Annotated in this window: 21 protein-coding genes and 1 tRNA gene; 17 read left to right on the top strand and 5 right to left on the bottom strand. The window is 70.4% G+C overall.

Annotated elements, in window-relative coordinates; translation table 11 throughout:
* Positions 1 to 167: 167 nt before the first annotated feature.
* Complete coding sequence (locus ACWD2L_RS18890) at positions 168 to 1,352, top strand: MBL fold metallo-hydrolase (RefSeq protein WP_351334724.1); 1,185 nt, start codon at positions 168 to 170, stop codon at positions 1,350 to 1,352.
* 168 nt (positions 1,353 to 1,520) lie between these two features.
* Here the strand turns inward: ACWD2L_RS18890 and ACWD2L_RS18885 are convergent, their stop codons facing one another.
* The gene (locus ACWD2L_RS18885; RefSeq protein WP_351334722.1) at positions 1,521 to 2,234 is read right to left on the bottom strand and encodes a class I SAM-dependent methyltransferase; all 714 of its coding nucleotides are present in this window, start codon (positions 2,232 to 2,234) and stop codon (positions 1,521 to 1,523) included.
* A 125-nt stretch (positions 2,235 to 2,359) separates the two neighbouring features.
* Here ACWD2L_RS18885 and ACWD2L_RS18880 point away from each other — a divergent pair, with 125 nt between their 5' ends.
* From ACWD2L_RS18880 to ACWD2L_RS18855, 6 genes are all read left to right on the top strand, one after another.
* Positions 2,360 to 2,956 carry a helix-turn-helix domain-containing protein gene (locus ACWD2L_RS18880; protein ID WP_351334720.1) on the top strand — a complete coding sequence of 199 codons (597 nt, stop codon included), beginning with the start codon at positions 2,360 to 2,362 and terminating at the stop codon, positions 2,954 to 2,956.
* Between the two features lie 286 nt (positions 2,957 to 3,242).
* A complete protein-coding gene (locus tag ACWD2L_RS18875) occupies positions 3,243 to 5,450 on the top strand; it encodes a sensor histidine kinase (RefSeq protein ID WP_351334718.1) in 2,208 nt (735 codons plus the stop codon).
* Positions 5,451 to 5,614: 164 nt separating this feature from the next.
* Positions 5,615 to 6,049, top strand: a complete 435-nt coding sequence (locus ACWD2L_RS18870) for a roadblock/LC7 domain-containing protein (RefSeq protein ID WP_351334716.1) — start codon at positions 5,615 to 5,617, stop codon at positions 6,047 to 6,049.
* Positions 6,050 to 6,051: 2 nt separating this feature from the next.
* Positions 6,052 to 6,423: a DUF742 domain-containing protein gene (locus ACWD2L_RS18865; RefSeq protein ID WP_351334713.1), complete on the top strand. Its 372-nt coding sequence runs from the start codon at positions 6,052 to 6,054 to the stop codon at positions 6,421 to 6,423.
* The gene (locus ACWD2L_RS18860) at positions 6,401 to 7,000 is read left to right on the top strand and encodes a GTP-binding protein (RefSeq protein ID WP_351334710.1); all 600 of its coding nucleotides are present in this window, start codon (positions 6,401 to 6,403) and stop codon (positions 6,998 to 7,000) included. Before ACWD2L_RS18865 ends, ACWD2L_RS18860 begins: the two co-directional genes overlap by 23 nt.
* Entirely contained in the window at positions 6,997 to 7,593 is a 597-nt protein-coding gene (locus tag ACWD2L_RS18855; RefSeq protein WP_351334707.1) for a GAF domain-containing protein, read from the top strand. Before ACWD2L_RS18860 ends, ACWD2L_RS18855 begins: the two co-directional genes overlap by 4 nt.
* A gap of 21 nt (positions 7,594 to 7,614) precedes the next feature.
* On the opposite strand, the gene ACWD2L_RS18850 is transcribed toward ACWD2L_RS18855, so the two are convergent.
* Positions 7,615 to 9,042 (bottom strand): amino acid permease, encoded by a 1,428-nt coding sequence (locus ACWD2L_RS18850; protein ID WP_351334704.1) that lies wholly within the window; start codon positions 9,040 to 9,042, stop codon positions 7,615 to 7,617.
* Between the two features lie 384 nt (positions 9,043 to 9,426).
* Here ACWD2L_RS18850 and tdh point away from each other — a divergent pair, with 384 nt between their 5' ends.
* From tdh to ACWD2L_RS18820, 6 genes are all read left to right on the top strand, one after another.
* Positions 9,427 to 10,455: an L-threonine 3-dehydrogenase gene (gene tdh, locus ACWD2L_RS18845; RefSeq protein WP_351334866.1), complete on the top strand. Its 1,029-nt coding sequence runs from the start codon at positions 9,427 to 9,429 to the stop codon at positions 10,453 to 10,455.
* A gap of 60 nt (positions 10,456 to 10,515) precedes the next feature.
* A complete protein-coding gene (locus ACWD2L_RS18840) occupies positions 10,516 to 11,706 on the top strand; it encodes a glycine C-acetyltransferase (RefSeq protein WP_351334701.1) in 1,191 nt (396 codons plus the stop codon).
* A gap of 45 nt (positions 11,707 to 11,751) precedes the next feature.
* Positions 11,752 to 12,654: a LysR family transcriptional regulator gene (locus tag ACWD2L_RS18835; protein WP_351334698.1), complete on the top strand. Its 903-nt coding sequence runs from the start codon at positions 11,752 to 11,754 to the stop codon at positions 12,652 to 12,654.
* 240 nt (positions 12,655 to 12,894) lie between these two features.
* On the top strand, positions 12,895 to 13,851 hold the full coding sequence (locus ACWD2L_RS18830; protein ID WP_351334695.1) for an alpha/beta hydrolase: 957 nt from the start codon (positions 12,895 to 12,897) through the stop codon (positions 13,849 to 13,851).
* Positions 13,852 to 13,933: 82 nt separating this feature from the next.
* Positions 13,934 to 14,293 carry an MmcQ/YjbR family DNA-binding protein gene (locus tag ACWD2L_RS18825; protein ID WP_351334692.1) on the top strand — a complete coding sequence of 120 codons (360 nt, stop codon included), beginning with the start codon at positions 13,934 to 13,936 and terminating at the stop codon, positions 14,291 to 14,293.
* A 99-nt stretch (positions 14,294 to 14,392) separates the two neighbouring features.
* A complete protein-coding gene (locus tag ACWD2L_RS18820; RefSeq protein WP_351334689.1) occupies positions 14,393 to 15,760 on the top strand; it encodes an MFS transporter in 1,368 nt (455 codons plus the stop codon).
* On the opposite strand, the gene ACWD2L_RS18815 is transcribed toward ACWD2L_RS18820, so the two are convergent.
* Both ACWD2L_RS18815 and ACWD2L_RS18810 read right to left on the bottom strand, forming a co-directional pair.
* Positions 15,711 to 16,655, bottom strand: coding sequence for a transketolase family protein (locus ACWD2L_RS18815; RefSeq protein ID WP_351334687.1), 945 nt, complete (start codon positions 16,653 to 16,655; stop codon positions 15,711 to 15,713). The two genes, ACWD2L_RS18820 and ACWD2L_RS18815, sit on opposite strands and share 50 nt — an antisense overlap.
* Positions 16,656 to 16,726: 71 nt before the next feature.
* Positions 16,727 to 17,368 carry a thiamine pyrophosphate-dependent enzyme gene (locus ACWD2L_RS18810; RefSeq protein ID WP_351334863.1) on the bottom strand — a complete coding sequence of 214 codons (642 nt, stop codon included), beginning with the start codon at positions 17,366 to 17,368 and terminating at the stop codon, positions 16,727 to 16,729.
* 349 nt (positions 17,369 to 17,717) lie between these two features.
* On the opposite strand from ACWD2L_RS18810, the gene ACWD2L_RS18805 reads away from it, so the two are divergent.
* Together ACWD2L_RS18805 and ACWD2L_RS18800 are read left to right on the top strand one after the other, a co-directional pair.
* Positions 17,718 to 17,791 (top strand) — tRNA-Pro (locus tag ACWD2L_RS18805).
* 709 nt (positions 17,792 to 18,500) lie between these two features.
* The gene (locus ACWD2L_RS18800) at positions 18,501 to 19,346 is read left to right on the top strand and encodes a tyrosine-type recombinase/integrase (protein ID WP_351344868.1); all 846 of its coding nucleotides are present in this window, start codon (positions 18,501 to 18,503) and stop codon (positions 19,344 to 19,346) included.
* A 398-nt stretch (positions 19,347 to 19,744) separates the two neighbouring features.
* On the opposite strand, the gene ACWD2L_RS18795 is transcribed toward ACWD2L_RS18800, so the two are convergent.
* Entirely contained in the window at positions 19,745 to 20,689 is a 945-nt protein-coding gene (locus tag ACWD2L_RS18795; protein WP_351344865.1) for a ScbA/BarX family gamma-butyrolactone biosynthesis protein, read from the bottom strand.
* Positions 20,690 to 20,910: 221 nt separating this feature from the next.
* Here ACWD2L_RS18795 and ACWD2L_RS18790 point away from each other — a divergent pair, with 221 nt between their 5' ends.
* Positions 20,911 to 21,504 (top strand): ScbR family autoregulator-binding transcription factor, encoded by a 594-nt coding sequence (locus tag ACWD2L_RS18790; protein ID WP_451190207.1) that lies wholly within the window; start codon positions 20,911 to 20,913, stop codon positions 21,502 to 21,504.
* The gene (locus ACWD2L_RS18785; RefSeq protein ID WP_351344859.1) at positions 21,501 to 22,379 is read left to right on the top strand and encodes an NAD(P)H-binding protein; all 879 of its coding nucleotides are present in this window, start codon (positions 21,501 to 21,503) and stop codon (positions 22,377 to 22,379) included. The genes ACWD2L_RS18790 and ACWD2L_RS18785 overlap by 4 nt, the downstream gene beginning before the upstream one ends.
* The last annotated feature ends 36 nt before the right edge of the window (positions 22,380 to 22,415 follow it).

The following is a 22,415-nucleotide window of genomic DNA, read 5'->3' as shown; positions in this document are numbered from 1 at the left end:
TCGAGAGTGCTGTCAATCGAACTGGTACTGAATGATGGATCAGTTTCTGCGAGGGGTGCGGGACGGCGGCGGAGGGACGCCGGTCACAAGCCCTGGGACTCGGGCACAGAAGAGGCACCCGGCGCGTTGTCAGTGGTGCCGCACATAATGGGAAACCTGATCGATCAATGGGAGGCGCCGTGTCTCGTTCTCTGACTTCCGGGCTGCGCTCGCTCCAGCCCGATGCCTTTGGCGCCGAGCCCGCAGGAGCACGTCTGGACCGCATCCGCCGGTCCCCGAACTTCGCGGACGGGTCCTTCCGGAACCCGGAGGGCGCCCGCATTCGGCCCGACGGCTCGATGCTCGAGTTCGCGAAGAACTATTTCCGGAAGGACGAGCGCGCCCGCAGGGCCCCCACGGGGACCGTGCCCGTGCACGCCACCACCCTCGCCGACCTGGCGAAGCCGCCGTCGAGCGGCCTGCGGATCACGTGGATGGGGCACTCCAGCGTCCTGGCGGAGATAGACGGGGTGCGGGTGCTGTTCGACCCGGTGTGGGGCGAGCGCTGTTCACCGTTCGCCTTCGCGGGGCCCAAGCGGCTGCACCCGGCGCCGCTGCCGCTCGCCGCGCTGGGGCCGGTCGACGTGGTGGTGATCTCGCACGATCACTACGACCACCTGGACATGCCCACCATCAAGGCGCTCGCCCACACGGACACCGTGTTCGCCGTGCCGCTCGGCGTCGGAGCGCACCTGGAGCACTGGGGCGTGCCCGCGGACCGGCTGCGCGAGCTGGACTGGCACGAGTCGACGAAGGTCGCCGGGGTGACACTGACCGCCACCCCTGCCCGCCACTTCTGCGGCCGCGGCCTGCGCAACACGCAGCACACCCTGTGGGCTTCCTGGGTGGCCGCCGGGCCCGAGCACCGCGTCTTCCACAGTGGCGACACCGGGTACTTCTCCGGCTTCACCGACATCGGTGCAGAGCACGGTCCGTTCGACGTGACGATGATCCAGATCGGCGCCTACTCCGAGTACTGGCCGGACATCCACATGACCCCGGAGGAGGGCATGCGCGCCCACCTCGACCTACAGGGAGGGCCCGCGGCCGGGCCGATGCTGCCGATCCACTGGGGCACGTTCAACCTGGCGCCGCACGCGTGGACCGAGCCCGGCGAGGGGACCGTCACCGCGGCCCGCCGCTCCGCCGCGCGCATCGCGCTGCCGCGCCCCGGCGAGCCCTTCGAGCCGGACGCCGAGGCGCTGCCCACGGAGCAGTGGTGGCGGGCGGTCGCGGCCGAACCGCAGGGCGGGTGGCCGGTGGGCGGGCCCGTGACGGGGGCGGAGGATGCGGGGATCGTGGTCGCGGGGTAGGTGGAGGGCGGTCGAGGGGAAAGGGCTGAGGACGGAGGGCGGAGGGCGGAGGGCGCGGAGACTGCGGTTGGCGGGTTGGCGGGCCGCGCCGTCGGCGGTGGGTGGCTGGGTGCCGTCCGGCGCCTACTGGCCCGCCCCGGTCCCGCCCTGCCCGGCCCCGGTTTCCGTTTACGCCAGGCGCTGGGCCCGGAGGACCGTGTCCCGGTGGTGGTGTGTGCCGGGCGGGGCCGGGGCGGTGCGCGGGCGGGTCTCGTTGACCTCGATCTTCCAGGCGCGGTCGCCGTCGCGGCGGCCGGCGTCGCTGCCGTCCCCGGCGAGCAGTGCGGCGACGTCGTCCGCCCAGTAGTAGTTGGTGGGGTTGAACTTGGCGGTCACCGCATGGTCCTGCGCCAGGTCCGCCAGGGCGTGCGTGACGAACAGCAGTGTGCCGCCGGGCGCGACCGCGTCGACGAGTCCGCGCGCCGCCGCCAGGCCCGCGCTGCGCAGCAGCGGGAAGTACTGGACGGTCACCAGGTCGAAGGCGCCCGCCGGCGGCGGCGTGACGGCCAGGTCGGCCCGCGACCAGGAGACCCGGCCCGCCACATCGGCGCCGGCCTCGGCGGCGCGGCGCAGGGCGACCTCCGATACGTCGACCGCCGTGACCTGCCAGCCGCGCCGGGCCAGCCAGAGCGCGTCGCCGCCCTCGCCGCAGCCGACGTCGAGCGCCTGGCCGGGCCGCATGTCGCTCACCTCGTCGACCAGCACACCGTTCGGGTTGCCGCTGAAGAGCTGGTCGCTGGCGCGGTACCGCGTGTCCCACTCCTGGGCGGTGTCGGACTGGGGGCCGTCGTGCTCGGGGGTGTCGAACTGGGTGCTGTCGCGCTGGGTGAAGTCGTTGTCCATTGGCGTCCGGTCCTGTCTCTCGTCGGTTCGACGGTGAGGTGACCCCGTCGACGCCAAGGTCGCGCCACGCGTGCGTACGGGCAAACTTCTTTGCAGAAAACGCAAAACGCGGGCACGGTGGACGGATGAGCGACGACGTCGACGGGGTGCTGGCCGCGGTCGGACCGAGGCTGCGCGAGCTGCGCCGGCACAAGGGCGCCACCCTGACAGCCCTGTCGGAAACCACCGGAATCCCGATCAGCACGCTGTCCCGCCTCGAGTCCGGGCACCGCAAGCCGGGGCTCGAACTCCTGCTGCCGCTGGCCAGGGCCCACCAGGTGTCGATCGACGAACTGGTCGGAGCCCCGGCCGACCTCGACCCGCGCGTGCACCCGCGTCCAGTCACGCGCAACGGCGTGACGATCGTGCCGCTGACCCGCAAGCCCGGCGGCCTCCAGGCGTTCAAGCAGACCCTTCCCGCGGGCCTCACCGACGGCCGGGAACCCGAGCCGCGCTCGCACGAGGGGTACCACTGGCTGTACGTACTCCAGGGCCGGCTGCGCCTCCTGCTCGGCGACCAGGACGTCATCCTCACGGAGGGCGAGGCCGCCGAGTTCGACACCCACCTCCCGCACTGGTTCGGCAACGCCGACGAACGCGCCGTGGAATTCCTCAGCATCCTGGGTCCCCAGGGAGAGCGCATGCACATCAAGGCCCGCTTCCGCCCGGACGACAGGCTCTAGGTCGGCTCTAGGTCTCCATCCGTCTTGAATCCGGCCCGTCGAGTTTCCTGAATCGCCCTGACGAACGGGTGTGCGGACGCTGCGCGCGTAGGTATTCGGTCGTAGGTGCGAAGGCTCATACCAGAGCGGGACCTCGGCCGTCGGAGTTTGTCAACTGCCCCTCGCGTATATGCCGTTGGCGACTACCGTGTGTGCTCGTCGTGCGACGCCCGGTCGCGCTGCCTGCTGTCCATTCAGCTGCCGAGCCACGCCCCTGAACTCACAGAACCGAGGACGAGGTCGCCGTATGTCCCAGCTCCGCCAGTCGGCCGCCCGCGCAGACCGCCGCGAAGGCGGTCGGCACGGCAGGCCGGCCGGGCGGGCCGCGCCACAGCCGACCGAGACCCACATACGTTCCCAACTCCTGCGTATCGCCGTCCTTCCGCCGCTCGCGGTGGCCCTCGGTGCGAGCGCGGCCGTGCTGTTCGTCCTCCAGCACACCGGCGTGCGGCCGAGTCCGACGCTGTGGGCGGTGCTCGGCGGGGCCTGCCTGGTGACGGTCGCCGGCATCGTGATCGCCGCCGTCGCCGCGCGGCGCACCGCCGCCGTCGTACGCGACCGGGTGCTCGCGCTGCGTCAGGGCGCCGCGCACCGCCAGTCCGAACTGCGCGCTCTGGTCGAGCAGTTGCGCAAAGGTGAGGCCCCTCCGCCGCGCCGCGCACCCGCCGTCGGCGCGCCCGGAGGCGATGACTTCGACCGGCTCGCCGTCGACCTCGCGCGCGGACACGATGTCGCGGTGACCGCCGTCGTCCAGGCCACCCAGTTGTCCAGCCAGGCAGGCAGCCGGCAGAAGGTCGAGGTGTTCGTGAACCTCGCCCGGCGCCTGCAGTCGCTCGTGCACCGGGAGATCAGCCTTCTCGACGAGCTGGAGAACCAGGTAGAGGACCCCGACCTGCTCAAGGGCCTCTTCCACGTCGACCACATGGCCACGCGCACCCGCCGGCACGCCGAGAACCTCGCCGTACTCGGCGGCGCCGTCTCGCGCCGCCAGTGGAGCCACCCCGTGTCCATGACCGAGGTGATGCGCTCCGCGATCGCCGAGGTCGAGCAGTACTCGCGGGTCAAACTCGTGCCGCCGATCGACGGCACACTGCGCGGGCACGCCGTCGCCGACTGCATCCACCTGCTGGCCGAACTCGTCGAGAACGCCACGGTGTTCTCCGCCCCGCACACCCAGGTCCTGCTCCGCGCCAACCCGGTGACCTCCGGGCTCGCCATCGAGGTGGAGGACCGCGGCCTCGGCATGCCGGTCACCGAGCAGAACAAGATGAACACGCTGCTCACCGACCCCGACCAGGTCAACGTGGCCAGCCTCCTCGCGGACGGCCGCATCGGCCTGTTCGTGGTGTCGCAGCTCGCGCGACGGCACGGCATCACGGTGCGGCTGCAGACCAATATCTACGGGGGAGTGCAGGCGGTCCTTGTGCTGCCCCAGGACCTGCTCGGCGGGGACGGCGACACGGACGGGGCGGGCGTGCGCATCCCGCACGTCCGCAAGGCCGCCGCGGCGGCGACCGCGAACAGCGTGCTCGGCGGCGAGCCGATGCCGTCGGCGAACGGCCACCGAGCGGGCCCCCCGCCGCAGCCCGACCCCGCCCCGCTCCACGGCGCCGTTTCCGTGGTGCCCCGCCAGCCCCACACGGGAACACCTCCGGCCGGTACGCCGACCGACACCCCCTTCACGACAATCCCTCCTACGGGCACGCCCCTCGGCCCACTGCCCGCCCCCTTCACGGAAACCCCTCCGACGGGCCCGCCCGCCGCCCCGCCGACCGACACACCACCCACGGGAACTCCACCCACGGGCACACCGATTGGGACGCCTCCGGCCGTCACGCCGACGGGCACACCACTTACGGACACACCCCTCGCGGGAACGCCCATGGGCACGCCTGCCGCCGGCACGCCGACGGACGCACCCTTCGCAGGAACAGGAACACCCCCCACGGGCACGCCCATAGGGGCGCCTCCGGCCGGCCCGCCGACCGACGCCCCCCTCACGGCCCCCGCGCCCAACGGCACCCCACCCACCACCTCCCGCCCCGGACCCCACGCCACCCCCCTCCCGCAGCGCATCGCCGGAGGCTCCCGCCCCACCCCCGCCGACGCACTCCCCGGCCTCCGCCCCGAGTCCCGCGAGGCCGCGGCGCACGCCGAGCCCCTGGTGCCCCGCCCCGAGGGAGTCGTACGGGGCACCATGGGCCGCCCCCAACTGCCGCACCGCAGGGCCCAGGAGCACATCGCTCCGCAACTGCGCGGCGGCCCCGCGCCACGCCATGAGGAGTCGGCGCCCTCCGTGCACGACCCCGGTCTCATGGCCGCCTTCCAGCGCGGCATCACGCTCGCCGAGTCGGCGGAACCGCGCGCCCCCGGCGACGAGGCCCCGAACGCTCAGCAGTGGGAGCCGGGCCCCGACGACCAGGGCGGCCACGGCCGAGGCGGCGCCCCTGCATGACCACCCTGACGCCGCACACACGCCCGCCCCCGCCTCCGCACACCACCACGCGCGCGTACCCGCCCGACCACCCGCGCCGCACGGCACCCCGCACCGCGCCCGCCCCCGCCGATCCCCCACCTCCCCGCACCACACCCAGCAGTCCACCAAGGAGTCGATCCCCCATGGCGAGCGATGTGCCGACGGGTCATGTGTCCGATCTCGACTGGCTGATGAGCGGCCTCGTCCAGCGCGTTCCCCACACCAGCAGCGCCGTGCTGCTGTCCTCTGACGGCCTCGTCAAGTCCGTGCACGGGCTCGACGCCGACAGCGCCGACCATATGGCGGCCCTCGCCTCGGGCCTCTACTCGCTCGGCCGCAGCGCGGGCATCCGGTTCGCCGACGGCGGCGACGTACGGCAGGTGGTGGTGGAGCTCGACTCAGCGCTGCTGTTCGTGTCGACCGCCGGCTCCGGAACCTGTCTCGCGGTCCTCGCCGGGCGCGACGCGGACGCGGCCGTGCTCGGCTATGAGATGGCCATGCTCGTCAAGAGCGTGCGCCCCTACCTGGTCACCGCACCCCGGCAGCCCTCCGCCCAGCCCACGGCGATGAGGAATTGACGGTGGCGGCCCCGCAGGACGGGCCATGGCTGGACGGCGCCGCGGGCCGGCTCGTACGTCCGTACGCGATCAGCAACGGACGCACCCGGCCGAGTACGTCGATGGATCTGCTCACCCATGTGATGGCCACGGGGGCGACCCCCCTCGGCTATCTGGGTCCGGAACACAGCCAGGCGCTCGACCTGTGTGCGCAGGTCACATCGGTCGCCGAGATCGCCGGTCATCTGAAGCTCCCGGCGGGCGTGACCAAGGTTCTCCTCTCCGACCTCGTCGACTGCCAGGCGATCACCACCAAGCCCCCCACGTTCCACGACAACCCCACTGACCGGTCCCTACTGGAGGCAGTGCTCGATGGACTACGACGCCAGCTCTGACCCTTTCCCCACCGCACTGAAGATCCTGGTCGCGGGCGGGTTCGGGGTCGGCAAGACGACCTTCGTAGGGGCCGTCAGCGAGATCGCTCCGCTCAGCACGGAAGAGCTGCTCACCACGGTCAGCGCGGACACCGACAACCTCGACGGCATCGAGAACAAGGTCGAGACGACGGTCGCGATGGACTTCGGGCGGATCACCCTGGACCCCGAGCACGTGCTCTATCTGTTCGGCACGCCGGGCCAGGAGCGCTTCTGGTTCATGTGGGACGAGCTGTCCGAGGGCGCCCTCGGAGCGGTCATCCTCGCGGACACGCGCCGCCTGGAGGACTGCTTCGCCGCCGTCGACTTCTTCGAGGAGCGCGGCATGGGCTTCGTCGTGGCGGTCAACGAGTTCGACGGCTCGTACCGCTACGAGGCCGACGAGGTCCGCGCCGCCATCGACCTGGACCCGGCGGTGCCCGTCGTGCGCTGCGACGCGCGCATTTCGAGCTCCGGCATCCAGACGCTGCTCACCCTCGTACGACACCTGCTGGCGCACGCGCCCGCGACCGCCTCGGGGTTCGGGGCCCACACGTGACGTACGACGCGACCAGGAGGCTGCTGCTGACCCCGCAGGACCAGGAGGGTGCCGAGCGGGCCCGCCGGTTGCGCGGGCTCGACCTGGGGCAGCGTGCCGAGCCGGTGTTCGACCGCTTCGCGGACCGGCTCGCCGAGGTGACGGGCGCCCCGTACGCCATGGTCAACTTCATGGACGACAACCGGCAGTTCTTCGCCGGCCTGCACACCCCCGGTGGGGACCACCGGGGCGGCGAACTGGGCGCGGTGGCGGCCTCGGCCGCCACATCGACGTCTACGGAAGGTGAAGTGGCGCGCTACATGGCGCGCGATCACGGTTACTGCCCACATGTAGTCGTGCGCCGCAAAGCACTCGTCCTTGAAGACGTGTGCGACTACCCGCGCTTCGCGGGCAACCCTGTAGTCGACGAAATCGGAATCCGCTCCTACTTGGGCGCGCCTTTGATCGACGAGCGCACGGGGCTCGCCCTCGGCACCGTGTGCGCGGTCGCGACCGAACCCCGCCCGTGGGGACAGGCGGGGCTCGCGACCATCAAGTCGATGGCGGGTGAACTGATGGAACTGGTACGGGGGCGGGGCGATCTGCTCGACTGAGCCCGCCCCGCACCGGAGTCGTCAGCGGCGCGCGTCCCTGCGCTGCTTTGCGTACCCGCCCGCGGCCAGCGCCACCACCAGGATCGCGGAGACGAGCAGTTGGTCGCGGCCGTCGGCCGTCGAGGCCATGACCACGAAGACACCCGCGATGGCCGCCAGGGCGAGCCAGGTCAGATACGGGAAGCCCCACATCTTCACAGTGAGCAGCTCGGGCGACTCGCGCTCCAGGCGGCGGCGCATCTTCAGCTGCGCGAGGCAGATGAAGACCCAGCCGACGAGGATGGCGACGCCGGTCGTGTTCATCAGCCACGTGAAGACGGTGTCGGGCCACCAGACGCCGGCGAACACCGCGAAGAACCCGAAGAGGCAGGACGCGAGCACCGCGGCCACCGGCACGCGGCGACGCACCCGGCCCAGGAAGCGCGGGCCGAGGCCGCGGGAGACGAGCGAGTAGGCCATGCGCGAGGAACCGTAGATATTGGCGTTCATCGCCGACAGCAGGGCGACCAGGATGACGGCCTGCATGATGGTGCCGGCGGCCGGGATGCCGAACTCGTCGAGCACGGTGACGTACGGGCCGTCGGCGGCGACGCTCGGGTCGTTCCACGGCACCAGGGCGACGACCAGCGCCATCGACCCTACGTAGAAGAGCGCGATGCGCCACACTGCGGTGCGCACGGCGCGGGCCACGTTCTCGCGCGGCTTGTCGGACTCGGCGGCGGCGATGGACACCGTCTCCAGGCCGCCGTACGCGAAGACGGCGGTGAGCAGTCCGGCGATCAGGCCGGAGGAGCCGGTGGGGAAGAAGCCGCCCCGGCCGGTGAGGTTCGAGGCGCCGGGGGCGTCACCGAAGACACCGAAGATGCCGAGGACGCCCAGGACGAGGAATGCGCAGATCGCCGTGACCTTCAGGGCGGAGAAGAAGAACTCGAACTCGCCGAAGTTGCGCACGGCGGCCAGGTTGCTCAGGCAGAAGAACACCATGAAGACGGCGACCCACCCGTAGGCGGGCAGGAACGGCACCCAGCCGTGCATGATCTGCCCGGCCGCGGTCGCCTCCGCGGCCACGCCGCAGGTCAGCATGGTCCAGTACATCCAGCCGGAGGTCGCCCCCGCCCAGGCGCCGAGTTCGCGCTCAGCGTGCACGGAGAACGAGCCGGTGGCCGGCCGGGCGGCGGACATCTCGCCGAGCATCCGCATGAGCAGCATGACGACGAATCCGGCGCCCGCGAAGAGCAGTACGACCGCGGGTCCTGCGGCGGCGATCCCGGCCCCCGACCCCACAAAGAGCCCCGCGCCGATGACACCGCCGAGGGCGATCATCGAAAGGTGCCGCTGCTTGAGGCCGTGGCCGAGTTCCGTGCCGGTGGAGGCGTCCTCGACGTCGCCCGGCGTGACGCCGACGTCGGATCCGGCCTGCGGCCGGTCCGTGACGGAGGTCCGTGTCATGGTCGTGCCTGTTCGCTGTCTGAGACGGGTTGAAGTGCGGCGACAGTATGCGACCACGTGGGAGGGGATGCGTCGTGCGTCCGTTATTCGGACAGTCTGTTCGTTGAGTGGATCAACCGGCCGGACGTGTGCCTTCGGCCGGTGAGCCCATCAGCGCGGTCGCGTTGTCCGCGCCGAGCGCGGCGCGGGCCTGTAGGAAACCTGGGGCGCCGCTTAAGAAAACCTCGATGGACCGAACGCGCCGTGTACGGAAGAGTCTGCGGTGTCGGCGGACCGCATTCGGGACGTATCCGGATGACTGACGCAGCGCACCCCACCACCCATTCTCCGTCGTACGCGGGCCGGTTCGCCCTGCCCGCGTGCGCGACGACAGGAGTCGAACCCTTGAAGGCACTGGTCAAGGAGAAGGCCGAACCGGGTCTGTGGCTGACGGACGTCCCCGAGCCCGGCGTCGGCCCCGGGGAGGTACTGATCAAGGTCCTGCGCACCGGGATCTGCGGCACCGATCTGCACATCCGCAGCTGGGACGGCTGGGCGCGGTCGGCCATCAGCGCGCCGCTGGTCGTGGGCCACGAATTCGTCGGCGAGGTCGTCGGGACCGGGCGCGACGTGAGCGACATCGCCGTGGGTGACACGGTCAGCGGCGAGGGCCACCTGGTGTGCGGCAAGTGCCGCAACTGCCTTGCCGGGCGCCGCCACTTGTGCCGGGCGACGGTCGGCCTCGGCGTCGGCCGCGACGGCGCGTTCGCCGAGTACGTGGCGCTGCCCGCGTCGAACGTGTGGGTGCACCGCGTCCCCGTCGACCTCGATGTCGCGGCGATCTTCGACCCGTTCGGCAACGCCGTGCACACCGCGCTGTCCTTCCCGCTCGTCGGCGAGGACGTACTGATCACGGGCGCCGGACCCATCGGCCTGATGGCGGCGGCCGTCGCCAAGCACGCCGGCGCCCGCAACGTCGTCGTCACCGACGTCAGCGAGGAACGTCTGGAGCTGGCGCGGAAGGTGGGCGTGAGCCTCGCCCTGAACGTGGCGACCTCGACCGTCGCCGACGGCCAGCGCGAACTCGGCCTGCGCGAGGGCTTCGACGTGGGCCTGGAGATGTCCGGCAACCCCGTCGCCATGCGCGACATGCTCGCGAACATGACCCACGGCGGCAGGATCGCCATGCTCGGCCTGCCGTCCGAGGAGTTCGCCGTCGACTGGGCGCGCGTCGTCACCTCGATGATCACCATCAAGGGCATCTACGGCCGCGAGATGTTCGAGACCTGGTACGCGATGTCGGTGCTCCTCGAAGGCGGCCTCGACCTCGCGCCGGTGATAACCGGCCGCTACGCGTACACCGATTTCGACGCGGCGTTCGAGGACGCGGCAAGCGGCAAGGGCGGCAAGGTCATCCTGGACTGGACCGCCTGAGCGCTCCCCGCCCCCACCGAACTTCCCATCCCTGGTCCCATCTTTAGAAGGACTCACGTCATGTTCGACAACGCGCGCGCAGACTTCCAGGCGACCCTCGACGAGATCGCCGCCGCGGGCCTGCACAAGCCCGAGCGGGTCATCGGCACCCCGCAGTCCGCCACCGTCGAGGTCACCGCGGGAGGCCGTCCCGGCGAGGTGCTCAACTTCTGCGCGAACAACTACCTGGGCCTCGCCGACCACCCCGACGTGATCGCGGCGGGCCACGCGGCCCTCGACCGCTGGGGCTACGGCATGGCGTCCGTCCGCTTCATCTGCGGCACCCAGGAGGTTCACAAGGAGCTGGAGGCGCGCCTGTCGGCCTTCCTCGGCCAGGAGGACACGATCCTGTACTCCTCCTGCTTCGACGCCAACGGAGGCGTCTTCGAGACCGTGCTCGGCCCCGAGGACGCGGTGATCTCCGACGCCCTCAACCACGCGTCGATCATCGACGGCATCCGCCTGTCCAAGGCGAAGCGCTTCCGCTACGCCAACCGCGACATGGCCGACCTGGAAGCGCAGTTGAAGGCGGCGTCCGACGCCCGTAGGAAGCTGATCGTCACGGACGGCGTCTTCTCCATGGACGGCTACGTGGCGCCGCTCGCCGACATCTGCGACCTCGCCGAGCGCTACGACGCCATGGTCATGGTCGACGACTCGCACGCGGTCGGCTTCGTCGGCCCCGGCGGCCGCGGCACCCCCGAGCTGCACGGCGTCATGGACCGCGTCGACATCATCACCGGCACCCTCGGCAAGGCCCTGGGCGGGGCGTCCGGCGGCTACGTCGCGGCGCGCGCGGAAATCGTCGCGCTGCTGCGCCAGCGTTCGCGCCCGTACCTGTTCTCGAACAGCCTTGCCCCGGTGATCGCGGCGGCCTCCCTGAAGGTCCTCGACCTCCTGGAGTCGGCGGGCGACCTGCGCGAGCGCCTCGCGGCGAACACCAAGCTGTTCCGTACGCGGATGGCCGAGGAGGGCTTCGACGTCCTCCCCGGCGACCACGCGATCGCCCCGGTGATGATCGGCGACGCTTCCGTCGCGGGGCGGATGGCCGAGCTGCTCCTGGAGCGCGGCATCTACGTGATCGGCTTCTCGTACCCGGTGGTGCCGCAGGGCCAGGCGCGCATCCGCGTCCAGCTGTCGGCGGCGCACTCCACGGAGGACGTGAACAGGGCGGTGGACGCGTTCGTGGCGGCCCGCGCCGAGCTCGGCTGACGCCTCCCCGGGGGCAGTGTCAGACCCGTTTGGGAGAATCGGCTCATGATCGAAGCGCGGCGGCTGCACATCCTCCGTGCGGTGGCCGACCACCGCACCGTCACGGCTGCGGCCGCCGCGCTGTACCTGACCCCCTCGGCGGTCTCGCAGCAGCTCACGGCCCTTGAGCAGGAGACGGGCCACAAGCTGGTCGAGCGCGGCGCGCGCGGAGTCCGGCTGACGTCGGCCGGCGAGATCCTCCTCACCCATACCAACGCGGTCCTCGCCCAGTTGGAGCGGGCCGAGGCCGAGCTGGCCGCGTACAGCACGGGTGAGGCGGGCACGGTGACGCTCGCCTCCTTCGCGACGGGCATCGGCCTCGTCGTGGGGCCGGCCCTCGCCCTGCTGTCGAAGTCGGCGCCCGGCATCCGCGTCCGCGTCCAGGACGCCGAAGGCGACGCCAGCCTGCCGATGCTGCTGGACCGGCGGATCGATGTGGCGGTCGCCGTCGACTACCGGGGCGCGCCTGCCGCCGACGACGACCGGATCACGCGCGTGCCGCTGTACGCGGAGCCGTTCGACGCGGTCCTGCCGCTCACGCACCGCCTCGCGGCGACAGAGTGGGTGCCGGTCGCCGACCTCGCGAAGGACACGTGGATCGGCCCGTACCCCGGCAACCCCTGCCACGACGTGGTGGTCCTGGCCTGCGAACATGCCGGTTTCGCCCCGCAGTTCGAGCACTCGTCGGACGACTTCCGCGCTGTCGTCGCCCTCGCCTCCGCTGGCGCGGGCGTGGCGCTGGTTCCGCGCTCGGCCCTGCACGGCGTGGACCTGAGTCACGTCGTGGTCCGGCCGATCGACGGCGCGGCGCCGACCCGGAAGGTCTTCGCGGCGGTACGGCACGGGGTGGAGGAACACCCGCTGATCCGGCCGGTGCTCGAGGCGCTGGGGGAGGCGGCGGAGGGCTGAGGCGGGGGAGGACCGGGACGAGGCCGGCGTCATCCCCGACTACGTGGCCCGGTCGGTGACCGCCGGGCTCGTGCCGGTCGGTGATTGCCAGGAGTGAGGGCCTACGGTGCGGGGGAGGGGAGGAGACGTGCAGGTCGGACTCGCACCGCACCCGCACACCGCACCCGCCCCCTCACACCGCACCCGCGTTGCCCCGCCCGCCCACAGGGCCGTACGGACTGTCCGAGAGGAAGCCGCCAGATGACCGCCACAGACCCGACGTACACGACGAGCGCGCTCAGCACCGGAGACGGCGCCGCCGTGGCCACGTACACCTGGCTGCCCGACGACGGCAGGCCTCGCGCCTTCGTCCAGATCGCCCACGGCGCGGCCGAACACGGTCAGCGCTACGACCGTTTCGCCCGCCACCTCACCTCCCACGGCTACGCGGTCATCGCCTCCGACCACCGCGGCCACGGCGCCACGGCCTCGACCACGGGCGGCTACGGAGTCACGGACGACGGCGACCCCGAGACCGTCGACGCGTGGGTGTCGATCGTCGAGGACCTCAAGGCGATCGGCGACCAGGCACGCGCCCTGTACCCGAACGTCCCGTTCGTACTGCTGGGTCACAGCCTCGGCTCGCTGCTCGCGCGCGACTATGCGCAGCGGTATGCGGACGACCTGGTGGCCCTGATCCTTTCCGGCACCTTCCGCTCCCTGCCCGGCGCCGACAACGAGGGCGACATCGCGGCTCTGGAGGCCGCGGTCGCGGCGGGCGGCCGCGCCGGCGCCTCGCCGTACGTGGGCAACCTCTTCTCCTCCTTCAACGACCCGTACGAGCACCGCACCGGCTTCGAATGGCTCTCGCGCGACGAGGCGGAGGTCGACAAGTACGTCGCCGACGAACGCTGCGGCTTCGACTTCTCGGCGGGCCTGTCCCTGGACTGGGTCCGCGCGGTCCGCCGCATCAACGACCCGGCGAACCTCGCCCGCATCCCGGCCGACCTGCCGATCCACATCGCGGTCGGCACGGAGGACCCGTGCAACCAGCGCATGACGCTCGTCCACGAACTCCTGGAGGACTTCCGGTACTTGGGCGTCACCGACCTCACCTGGAAGGGCTACGAGGGCGCCCGCCACGAAATCCTCAACGAGACGAACCGTGACGAGGTACAGGCGGACCTGGTGGCGTGGCTGGACAAGCGGGTGCCGTGAGCGGGTGACCGCGAGGGGGTCGCCCCCGGGTCCGATGGCGTTGTCGGTGGCGTTGTCAGTGGCGTTGGCTACGGTTCGTAGCATGCTGGACGCCGAGGATGTACGCACCGTAGCCCTGTCCCTGCCGGACACGACCGAGAAGGTCGCCTGGAGCATGCCCACGTTCCGGGTCGCGGGGAAGATGTTCGCCACGCTGCCCGAGGACGAGACGTCGATAGCGGTGCGCTGCCCGAAGGAGGAGCGCGACGAACTCGTCCTGTCCGAGCCGGACAAGTTCTGGATCGCGGACCACGAGGCGTCCTTCGCATGGGTCCGGGCGCGCCTCGCGGCCCTGGAAAACACGGCCGAGTTGCGCGACATCCTCGCCGACTCCTGGCGCCAGGCCGCTCCGTCCCGACTCCTGGACGCACACCCGGAGTTGGGCCTTCCGCGGGCGGGATGAAACCAGGTGAGGCGCCGCACGTCCGCATGGCATGATCCGCTCGCGAGGGCGGGCCGCGCGCGTGCGGTGCGCCGCGGGGACGGCGAACGGGGGACGGGGATGGTCGACCGGGCGGTCGATGCCGAGGACGCCGAGGACGCCGATGTCGTGCCCCGGCGCGGCATCTGGACCCGCGACTTCGGCCTCTTCTTCACCGCGAGGGGCGTGGCCAAGCTCGGCGACACCATGCTGCCGGTGGCACTCGCGGCAGGCCTCCTGCAGCACGGCTACGGGGCAGGCGCGGTGGGCCTCGCCATGGCCTCGTCGGTGGCCTGCTTCGCCGGCCTGGTCATCTTCGGCGGGGTGCTGGCGGACCGCTTCAACACCCGCCTGCTGATGACGGGCGCCGACCTCGCACGCCTGGTGACACAGTCCCTCGCGGCCGTCATGTTCTTCACCGGCCATGTCGTGCTCTGGCAGATCTGCGTCATCGGCGCGATCAACGGGTTGGCCGCGGCAATCTTCCAACCCGGCGTCGCCGGCACGGTGCCCCGCCTCGCATCCGACGTCCAGGCGGCGAACGGCGCGATCCGGGTGGCGGAGTCCGGCGCACAACTGGCGGGCCCGGCGGTGGCGGGCATGCTGGTCGCGCTGGCCTCACCGGGCCTGGTCTTCGCGGCGCACGCGGGAACGTACGGCCTGAGCGCCCTGTGCCTGCTCCTCCTGCGCCTGCCACCGGTCATACGCGACAGTGGGAAGACACGCACCCGAGGCGCCTTCCGCTCCGAACTGGTGGAGGGCTGGCGGGAGTTCAGATCGCGAAGATGGCTCTGGGGAGTGATCTCGATCTGGTGCGTGCTGATGATCGGAGCGTGGGGCCCGGCCGTCCCCCTGGTGGCCGTACAGGTAACGCAGGAGTACGGCTCGAGCGCGTACGGCCTGGTGAACTCGGCGCTCGGCGCGGGCACGGTCATCGGCGGCGTACTGGCCCTGCGCGTGCGCCCGCGCCGGATGCTGCGCGCGGGTGGCCTGGCGCTGTTCGGCTTCGCCCTGTTCCCCGCGACGGCGGGCGCCGGCCTGGGGGTGCCATGGATGATGGCGGGCTGCGCGGTGGCCGGGGCCTGCATGTCGTTCTGGGGCGTGATGTGGGCGACGAGCGTCCAGACGCAGGTCCCGCGCGAGGTCCTCAACCGCATCCATGCCTACGAGGTGGCCGGTTCCATCGCCATGCAGCCGGTGGGCCAGGCACTGGCGGGCCCGGCAGCGGCCACGTTCGGCACCCAGCAGGTCCTGCTGGCAGGAGGAGTGATCACGCTGATGGTGGCGGCGACGATGATCTCGGTCCCGGCGATCAGGGGCCTGGTGAGAGCGGAGGCACAGCCCCCTCGTGCCCCCACCCCTCCTGTGCCACCTGTGCCACCTATGCCTTCTATGCCTCCTATGCCGGAGCAGCGGCAGAGGGGACACGGGAAAGCAGAAACCCACTGATCCGCTCCCGCAGCGCCCTCGCGTCGAGCCCATGCCCGGCGACGTGCTCCTCGACGCTCCCGTACCGCCGCAACTCCCGCCGCCCGACACCGAGTCCGAGTACGCGGTGCGGCAGATCGACGAGCGCGCCAGTGGCGGCGCCGGTGGAGGTCCCGGCGAGATAGGGCTCGACGATCACGACATCAGCGCTGCCACTCGCATCCACGGCCCGCCGCAGCCCAGTGTCATCAAAAGGCCGAACGGTAGTCGCGTAGAGAACACTGACATCAAGCCCTTCGGTGGCGGCGAGCACGTTGTCCAACATGGGCCCAACGGCGACCACGACTCCCCGCCGCCCTTCCCGCACGGCCAGGAATCGCCCCCCGTCCACGGGCAACGCCTCCCTGTTGCTCTGCACGGAGAGCCGCACGTACTCCTGCGAGCCACTCACCACATCACCACTGGCCCCGACGGCCCGCCGCAGCAGCGTCTCGGCCTCGTCGGGATGCCCAGGCACATGTACACGCCACCCGTCGAGGGTGTCGAGCAGCGCCACATCGCCGGGGGCCATGTGCGTAAAGCCCCCGGAAGACACGTCGTACGACGCGCCCGCACTCACGAGCACACCCCCGACCCCTTGATGCCCGAAGTCCAACTTCACCTGCTCAAAAGGCCGTTCAACGAGAAAGCTTGCGAAGGTGTGCAGCACGGGCCGCATCCCGGCGAGCGCAAGCCCCGCCCCCGCCCCGATGAGCAACTGCTCCCGGATCCCGACATTGATCACCCGCTCCGGATGCCGCCGAGCGGCCCCCGCAAAGGGCGCGGCCCCGATCTCGGCGAGCACGACGGCGACACGGGGATCCTCGTCGAGGATCTGGCTGAGAACGGGGGCGAAGCGATCACGCATGGTGTCCACGGTGGATGTCCTTCCTGGAAAGGGGGCGCGAGAGGCAGGGAGCGGCGGGGGTGGGGGAGAGGGGAGGGGGCTCATTCAAACTTGGGCTCGACACGGGCGACGACGACGTGCGGCCGCCCCGGATGGGATGCGCTGAAGGCCTGGTACAAGGCCTCGTGGTCCCGCCCGTCGACGGTCACCGTCGACCACCCGGCGGCCTCGAACCGGGCGGCGATGCCGCCGGCCCTGCCGTACGTAGCGGACAGGTTGTCGACGACGACGGTGTGCAGCCGCTCCAGCCCGACGGCCCCGGCGAAGGCGATGGCCTCGTGGTTGCTGCCCTCGTCGAGCTCGGCGTCACCGACCAGGGTCCAGACGGCCGGCTCGCCCAGCCCCTGGGCCCGAAGCCCGAGCGCGGTCCCGACCGCGATCGGCAGCCCATGCCCCAGAGAGCCGCTCCCGATCTCCACGCCCGGCACGAGCACCCGATCGGGATGATGCCCGAGCCGCGACTCATACGCCCCGAACCCACTCAGCCACGCCTCGGGCACGAACCCCTTGGCGACGAGCACGGCGTAGTACGCCATGGGCCCATGTCCCTTGGACAACAGAAACCGATCACGCCCGACCTCCTCGACACTCTCCGGCCCGACCCGCAGAACGCGGTCGTACAGCACCCACAACACGTCGAGGGTGGAGGTGGCGGCGGGCCCGTGCTTCTCGTCCCCGGTCATCAGACTGATGAGCCGAGGCAGATCCGCGTACCGATGGCCGGGCCGTCCGTCGGCCCTGTCGGCCCTGTCGTTCTTGTCTGCCCTATCGGCCTTGTCGGTCTTGTCGGGCCCAGCAGTCCCGACGGGACCGACAGCTTCGTCGGATCCGGTGGCGCTGGTGGCGATGTCATCCGATGTGGTCGTCGTCATACACGCAGCCTGCGACCTCAACTTTGCTTGAGGTCAACCCCCGCTCCCGCGGCCTGCCGGACCCCGCCCACCCACCGGAAGGGATGCGCGACCACGGCTCCGAGTGCGGTATGGTTTCTCTGCGCGTGAGGCCGGGGGGAAACCCCAGGTCAACGAGCACCGGGACGTGGCGCAGCTTGGTAGCGCACTTGACTGGGGGTCAAGGGGTCGCAGGTTCAAATCCTGTCGTCCCGACAAGTTCGAACGATCGAACGTCGCAGGTGAAGGGCCGTTTTCGAACGGCCCTTTTTCTGTTGCTCCCATGCTCCCACTTGGAGCGGGGAGCGTGCTCCCGTGCTCCCGGTGTCCCCTTGTCTGTTTGCTCCCTCCGTGCTCCCACTCGGGCCGCTGCGCTCATATTCGATTCCTTGCGCGTGCGTTCACATCCGAGCCCGATTTGTGACCCCGGGGCGGGGTCGTTTTCCCGTCGATCGGGTCGAGTTCTGGTTATGGGCTGGCGCTCTTCGTGCTGGTGGGGGTTGCTCCCATGGGGGGGGCTGGGGTCGGGAGCGCGGTGGGAGCGGCGACCCCTTGGCCGGCGGCCGGGGTATGGGGGCATGCGAAATCTTGACCCCAGTTCCGATTCGCTTCGTCGGTTATGCCGGTTTTTTGCGGACGCCGTTGCGGGATTCATGGAGAGGTTGAACGCGGGTGGGAGCGGTTCGCGGACGGTGGGGGATGCCGGGAGCGACCCGATGCGGGTCGCAGATGTGGGCGGCCGCTCGTAGCGGCTGTGCGCAGCTGATGGAAGTTGGGCGCGGAGTTGTCGGCTGCGGGGCGGGCTGAATGGGCTGAAGTGGCGACTCACCCATACCTCCGCTGTACGTGAGCGCATAACCACGACGCCAGTTAGCCACCGCAGCCGGAACCCAGAACATGGGGCAGGTCAAGATGCCACCCGATCGTGCAGCAGACCCCCCTCAGCCTGCGCTACGCCCGCGCCACCGTCACCTCCATCGGCAAACTCCTCGCCCTGATCTGCGCGGCCGCCGTCATCGAAGGACACCTCACCACCAACCCCATCCACCTCCCACGCCGCCGCGGCCGCGAACGCGACCACCACACCGAAGACCAGATGTGGGCCACCGAACACGAAGTCATCGCCCTCGCCCGCCGCATCACCCACCTCGCCGGCCCCACCCAAGGTCTCCTCATCATCACCGCCGCCTACACCGGCCTGCGATGGGGCGAACTCGCCGCCCTCCAACGAACCGCCCACGACCACCAAGCCGCCACCCTCACCGTCCACCGCACGTCCGGCAACCTCCTGGAAGTCGACGGCCGCCACTCCTACGGACCCCCGAAAACCGGCGCCTCCGTCCGCACCGTCACCCTCCCGCCCTTCCTCAACACCCTCCTCATCCAAGACCAGACCCGCCACACCCACGCCACGCTCTTCACCAGCCGCAAGGGCAACAACCTGCGCCGCTCCACCTTCTCCCGCCGCCTCTGGGCCCCCGCCACCCGCGGCACCACCCTCCCCGACACCACCACCTGGCCCCCGCTCAAGCCCGGCCTGACGTTCCACAATCTCCGCCACACCCACAAGACCTGGCTCATCGAAGACAACATCCCCGACGTCGCCCAGGCCCGCCGCCTGGGCCACCCCCTCAAAGGAATCGACGACGTCCACGCCCACGTCGCCAACACCGTCGACGCCCGCCTCCTCAACGGACTCGAAGCACGCTGGAACCGGTCCCTCACCCACCACGCCCTGCCAGAAACCGCCGCTGAGAGTGGCCACCGGTGACGACGGCTCCCACTCTTCGCTCCAGCTGGGGGAGTGCCCTTCCCGGGGGTCTTGAACACCTCCAGCTTCTTTCACGACGCGCTCGCACAGCACCTTGACCGTTTCGGTTCCGTCGGCCGTGTGTCGACTCCAGTAGTCGCGTCAGGTCGGACGGGGGGGGCAAGGCCATCGCGTTCTCCTCGGTTGAACTGCCCGTTCATCAGGGAGACTTGCGCGATGGTCTGCCCCTTGCTCAGGGAGCACTCGCCCACAGCGGGTGCACGGCCCGAGCAGATTTCCGCGCGTTCCACACCGCAGACTGGCTACGCCGCTCGGCGGGGCAGCATCCTGCGGCGGGCAGACGTGTGCCCGTGCCCGGCCCGGAAGCGTGTCGGCGAGGCTTCCCGGAGGCCCTGACGTCAGGGCGCGGTGACGGCCTGTCCAGTCACCTCTGCAGTGAAGGCCGTCCGCCCGAGCTGGACGGCGTTGATGGCCACCCGCATCTGGTCGGGGGCTGTAGCGGTGAGGGTGGATGCCTCTACGCGGCATTCGCTGTCGAACTCGACGAAGCGGTCGAACCTGATGTCCATGGCCGTCGGGTATGCCGTGCACAGAGGGTGGGCGGCCTGGGCCGCTTGACGGGTGGCCTCGAGAAGGAGTGCGCCGGGGGCGTGGTCGACCGGGTGGTCAAAGAGGATGGGGTGGCTCAGGTCTGCGCGCAGAGGCCAGCTGAGCGCGTCGGCCGAGGCTCCGAGGACGACGTCCTGGGGAAGTTGGCGCCCCGTGGCCCAGGGAAAAAGTGGTGGGGGCGGGGTGAGGGCCTGGGCGAGGGCGTACTCGAGGTCGCCGTAGGCCCCGCGCAGTCTGCGGTAGACGGCGGGGGAGTGGCAGTGGAATCGCGTGGTGGCCGAGCCCAGTGGGAGCCCGTCTCGAAGGATCTCGAAGTCCATTGTCATGGAAGCTGGCGTTGACCCGCGCACCTTGAGCTCGGAGCAGGTGACGCGGAGTTCGATCTCGGTGGGGGCCGTGCCGATGCTCATGAAGGCAGGGATCACGGTGTAGCTGAAGCGCTCCCAGGTCAGTTTGTGGCCGAAGGGCAGGTCATAGGCGGCGTGTGAGAGCAGTGGCAGTGCCTGTCTGACGGTCTCGCACAGCAGCAGAGGATCGTGAAGTTCGGAGGGGGCCGTGTAGAAGCTGTGGCGGCGGGGCCATTGGGCGCCGACGGTGAACGTGTCCTGGCCGACCCGGTCCCAGCCGGTGAGGAAGACTTCGGAGAAGGCTCTTCGGTGGACATACTCCCTGGCTATGGGCGTGGTGAGTTGCTGCGGCAGAGCGGTCAGCGTGCGGCGGTCAGCGACATCCATGAGTTCTCTCCCCTGGAACGATGAATGATGTACGACCTGAGGCGGCGCCCGGTCGTGCCAATAAAATAAATGCTATTCTTTTTCTTTGTCGAGGGAGGGTCCGAAGGCTGGACACTGCGGCGCGGTCGAGGTGCAGCACTGGCCGCTGCTCGACAGCTGCGCCACAACGCGGGTTACCGTAAGGGGAGTTGGGAATGGTCAGGCCCAAGCAGGATCGAGCCGTGCGCACCAAGGAGACGGTGCTGCGCGCCGCTGCTGAAGTCTTCGACGAGCAGGGCTTCGGTGCGAGCATCGTCAAGATCGCCGAACGGGCCGGTACCACCACCGGCGCCATCTACTTCCACTTCCAATCCAAGGAAGGCCTGCTGCAAGCTGTGATCAACGCGCAGCCGGAGACAATCCGGCCGCGGCTCGAGTCGTCTGGCGTGCAGCAGTTGGTGGACATTACTCTCGTCTGGTGCTGGCAGATCCAGGTCGACCCGCTGCTGCGGGCCGGGGTCCGTCTTGCCGTGGAGCAGGGCGCCTTCGGTCTGCAGGACGACACGTCCTTCCGGGACTGGCAGCGCATCATGGAGGAATGCCTTCTCCAGGCCCGTGATGCGGGGGAGTTGCTTGAGCATGCGGTTCCCGAGGAGATCGCAGAGATCGTCGTCAGCACCTGCACCGGCGGACAGATCCATTCGCATCTCGCGAGCGGGCGTGCGGACCTCCCCCAGCGGGTGGTCCGCATGTGGCGCTACCTGCTGCCCAGCATCGCCAAGCCGGATGTCGTGCAGCGCGTTGACCTGAACCCGCAGCGGGGGCAGGTGTCGTGACCGGCGTGTCCCCAAGCCGACTTCCCCTCTGCATTGCGGTGACCGGCGCGACCGGGACGGTGGGAAGGGAAACCGTTGCCCGCCTGGCCCCGATCTGCCACGTGCGGTCCCTGACCAGGGACCCGATACGCGCTGCGCAGCGTGGCACCGCAGGGAAACTCGTCGCCGCCGACTGTGCTGTCCCGCAAACCCTTGTCGAGGCCCTGCGTGGTGCAGATGCTCTCTTCGCGATCACCAGCGACCCGCTGCAGCCCGACCATGACAGGAACCTCCTCGCCGCGGCGCGGGAAGCGGGAGTCCCCCGGGTGGTCAAGCTGTCGGCTATGGCCGTCACCGACCCCCGGGCTCAGGACCTCATCACCCGCAGGCAACGTGAGAGCGAAGAGCTGGTCCGGTCCGCCGGCCTCGACTGGACACTGTTGCGGCCCCGGGCCTACATGACCAACACCTTGAGCTGGGCCGCGACGATCAAGTCACACGGCGTCGTCCGTGCGCTGTACGGCACCTCGCCCAACGCGTGCATCGATCCACGCGACATCGCCCGCGCTGCTGCGCACGTGCTCACTACGCCAGGGCACCACCAGCAGGCCTACTCGTTCAGCGGGCCGCATGCCATGTCCGCCCTCGACCAGACTCGTTGCCTGTCCCAAGTCCTGGACCGCCGCATCGACTTCGAGGAACTTACAGAGGAACAGGCATTCTCCGCATGGTGCAAGCGCTACAACGCACCGATGGCGAACGCCCTTCTGGACAGCGCGCGGCGGCAAGCGGCCGGAGCCAAGGAGCGGGTCACCGCCAGTGTCGAGCAGCTCACCGGACAGGCGCCGGCAAGTTATGCCCAGTGGGCGCGGGACCACTCCGCCGCGTTTGCCTGATTTCTCCAGACCCTACTTCCGCACCGCATGTGCCAC

This window comes from Streptomyces sp. NPDC002754 (genome assembly GCF_053592315.1).
This window is presented reverse-complemented; position numbering and strand designations above follow the sequence as displayed.

Excerpts from the sequence above, each read along its gene's own strand:
- ACWD2L_RS18890 (WP_351334724.1), top strand. The coding sequence starts at position 168 with ATGGGAGGCGCCGTGTCTCGTTCTCTGACTTCCGGGCTGCGCTCGCTC.
- ACWD2L_RS18885 (WP_351334722.1), bottom strand. The coding sequence starts at position 2,234 with ATGGACAACGACTTCACCCAGCGCGACAGCACCCAGTTCGACACCCCC.
- ACWD2L_RS18880 (WP_351334720.1), top strand. The coding sequence starts at position 2,360 with ATGAGCGACGACGTCGACGGGGTGCTGGCCGCGGTCGGACCGAGGCTG.
- ACWD2L_RS18875 (WP_351334718.1), top strand. The coding sequence starts at position 3,243 with ATGTCCCAGCTCCGCCAGTCGGCCGCCCGCGCAGACCGCCGCGAAGGC.
- ACWD2L_RS18870 (WP_351334716.1), top strand. The coding sequence starts at position 5,615 with ATGGCGAGCGATGTGCCGACGGGTCATGTGTCCGATCTCGACTGGCTG.
- ACWD2L_RS18860 (WP_351334710.1), top strand. The coding sequence starts at position 6,401 with ATGGACTACGACGCCAGCTCTGACCCTTTCCCCACCGCACTGAAGATC.
- ACWD2L_RS18850 (WP_351334704.1), bottom strand. The coding sequence starts at position 9,042 with ATGACACGGACCTCCGTCACGGACCGGCCGCAGGCCGGATCCGACGTC.
- ACWD2L_RS18840 (WP_351334701.1), top strand. The coding sequence starts at position 10,516 with ATGTTCGACAACGCGCGCGCAGACTTCCAGGCGACCCTCGACGAGATC.
- ACWD2L_RS18835 (WP_351334698.1), top strand. The coding sequence starts at position 11,752 with ATGATCGAAGCGCGGCGGCTGCACATCCTCCGTGCGGTGGCCGACCAC.
- ACWD2L_RS18830 (WP_351334695.1), top strand. The coding sequence starts at position 12,895 with ATGACCGCCACAGACCCGACGTACACGACGAGCGCGCTCAGCACCGGA.
- ACWD2L_RS18825 (WP_351334692.1), top strand. The coding sequence starts at position 13,934 with ATGCTGGACGCCGAGGATGTACGCACCGTAGCCCTGTCCCTGCCGGAC.
- ACWD2L_RS18820 (WP_351334689.1), top strand. The coding sequence starts at position 14,393 with ATGGTCGACCGGGCGGTCGATGCCGAGGACGCCGAGGACGCCGATGTC.
- ACWD2L_RS18810 (WP_351334863.1), bottom strand. The coding sequence starts at position 17,368 with ATGACCGGGGACGAGAAGCACGGGCCCGCCGCCACCTCCACCCTCGAC.
- ACWD2L_RS18795 (WP_351344865.1), bottom strand. The coding sequence starts at position 20,689 with ATGGATGTCGCTGACCGCCGCACGCTGACCGCTCTGCCGCAGCAACTC.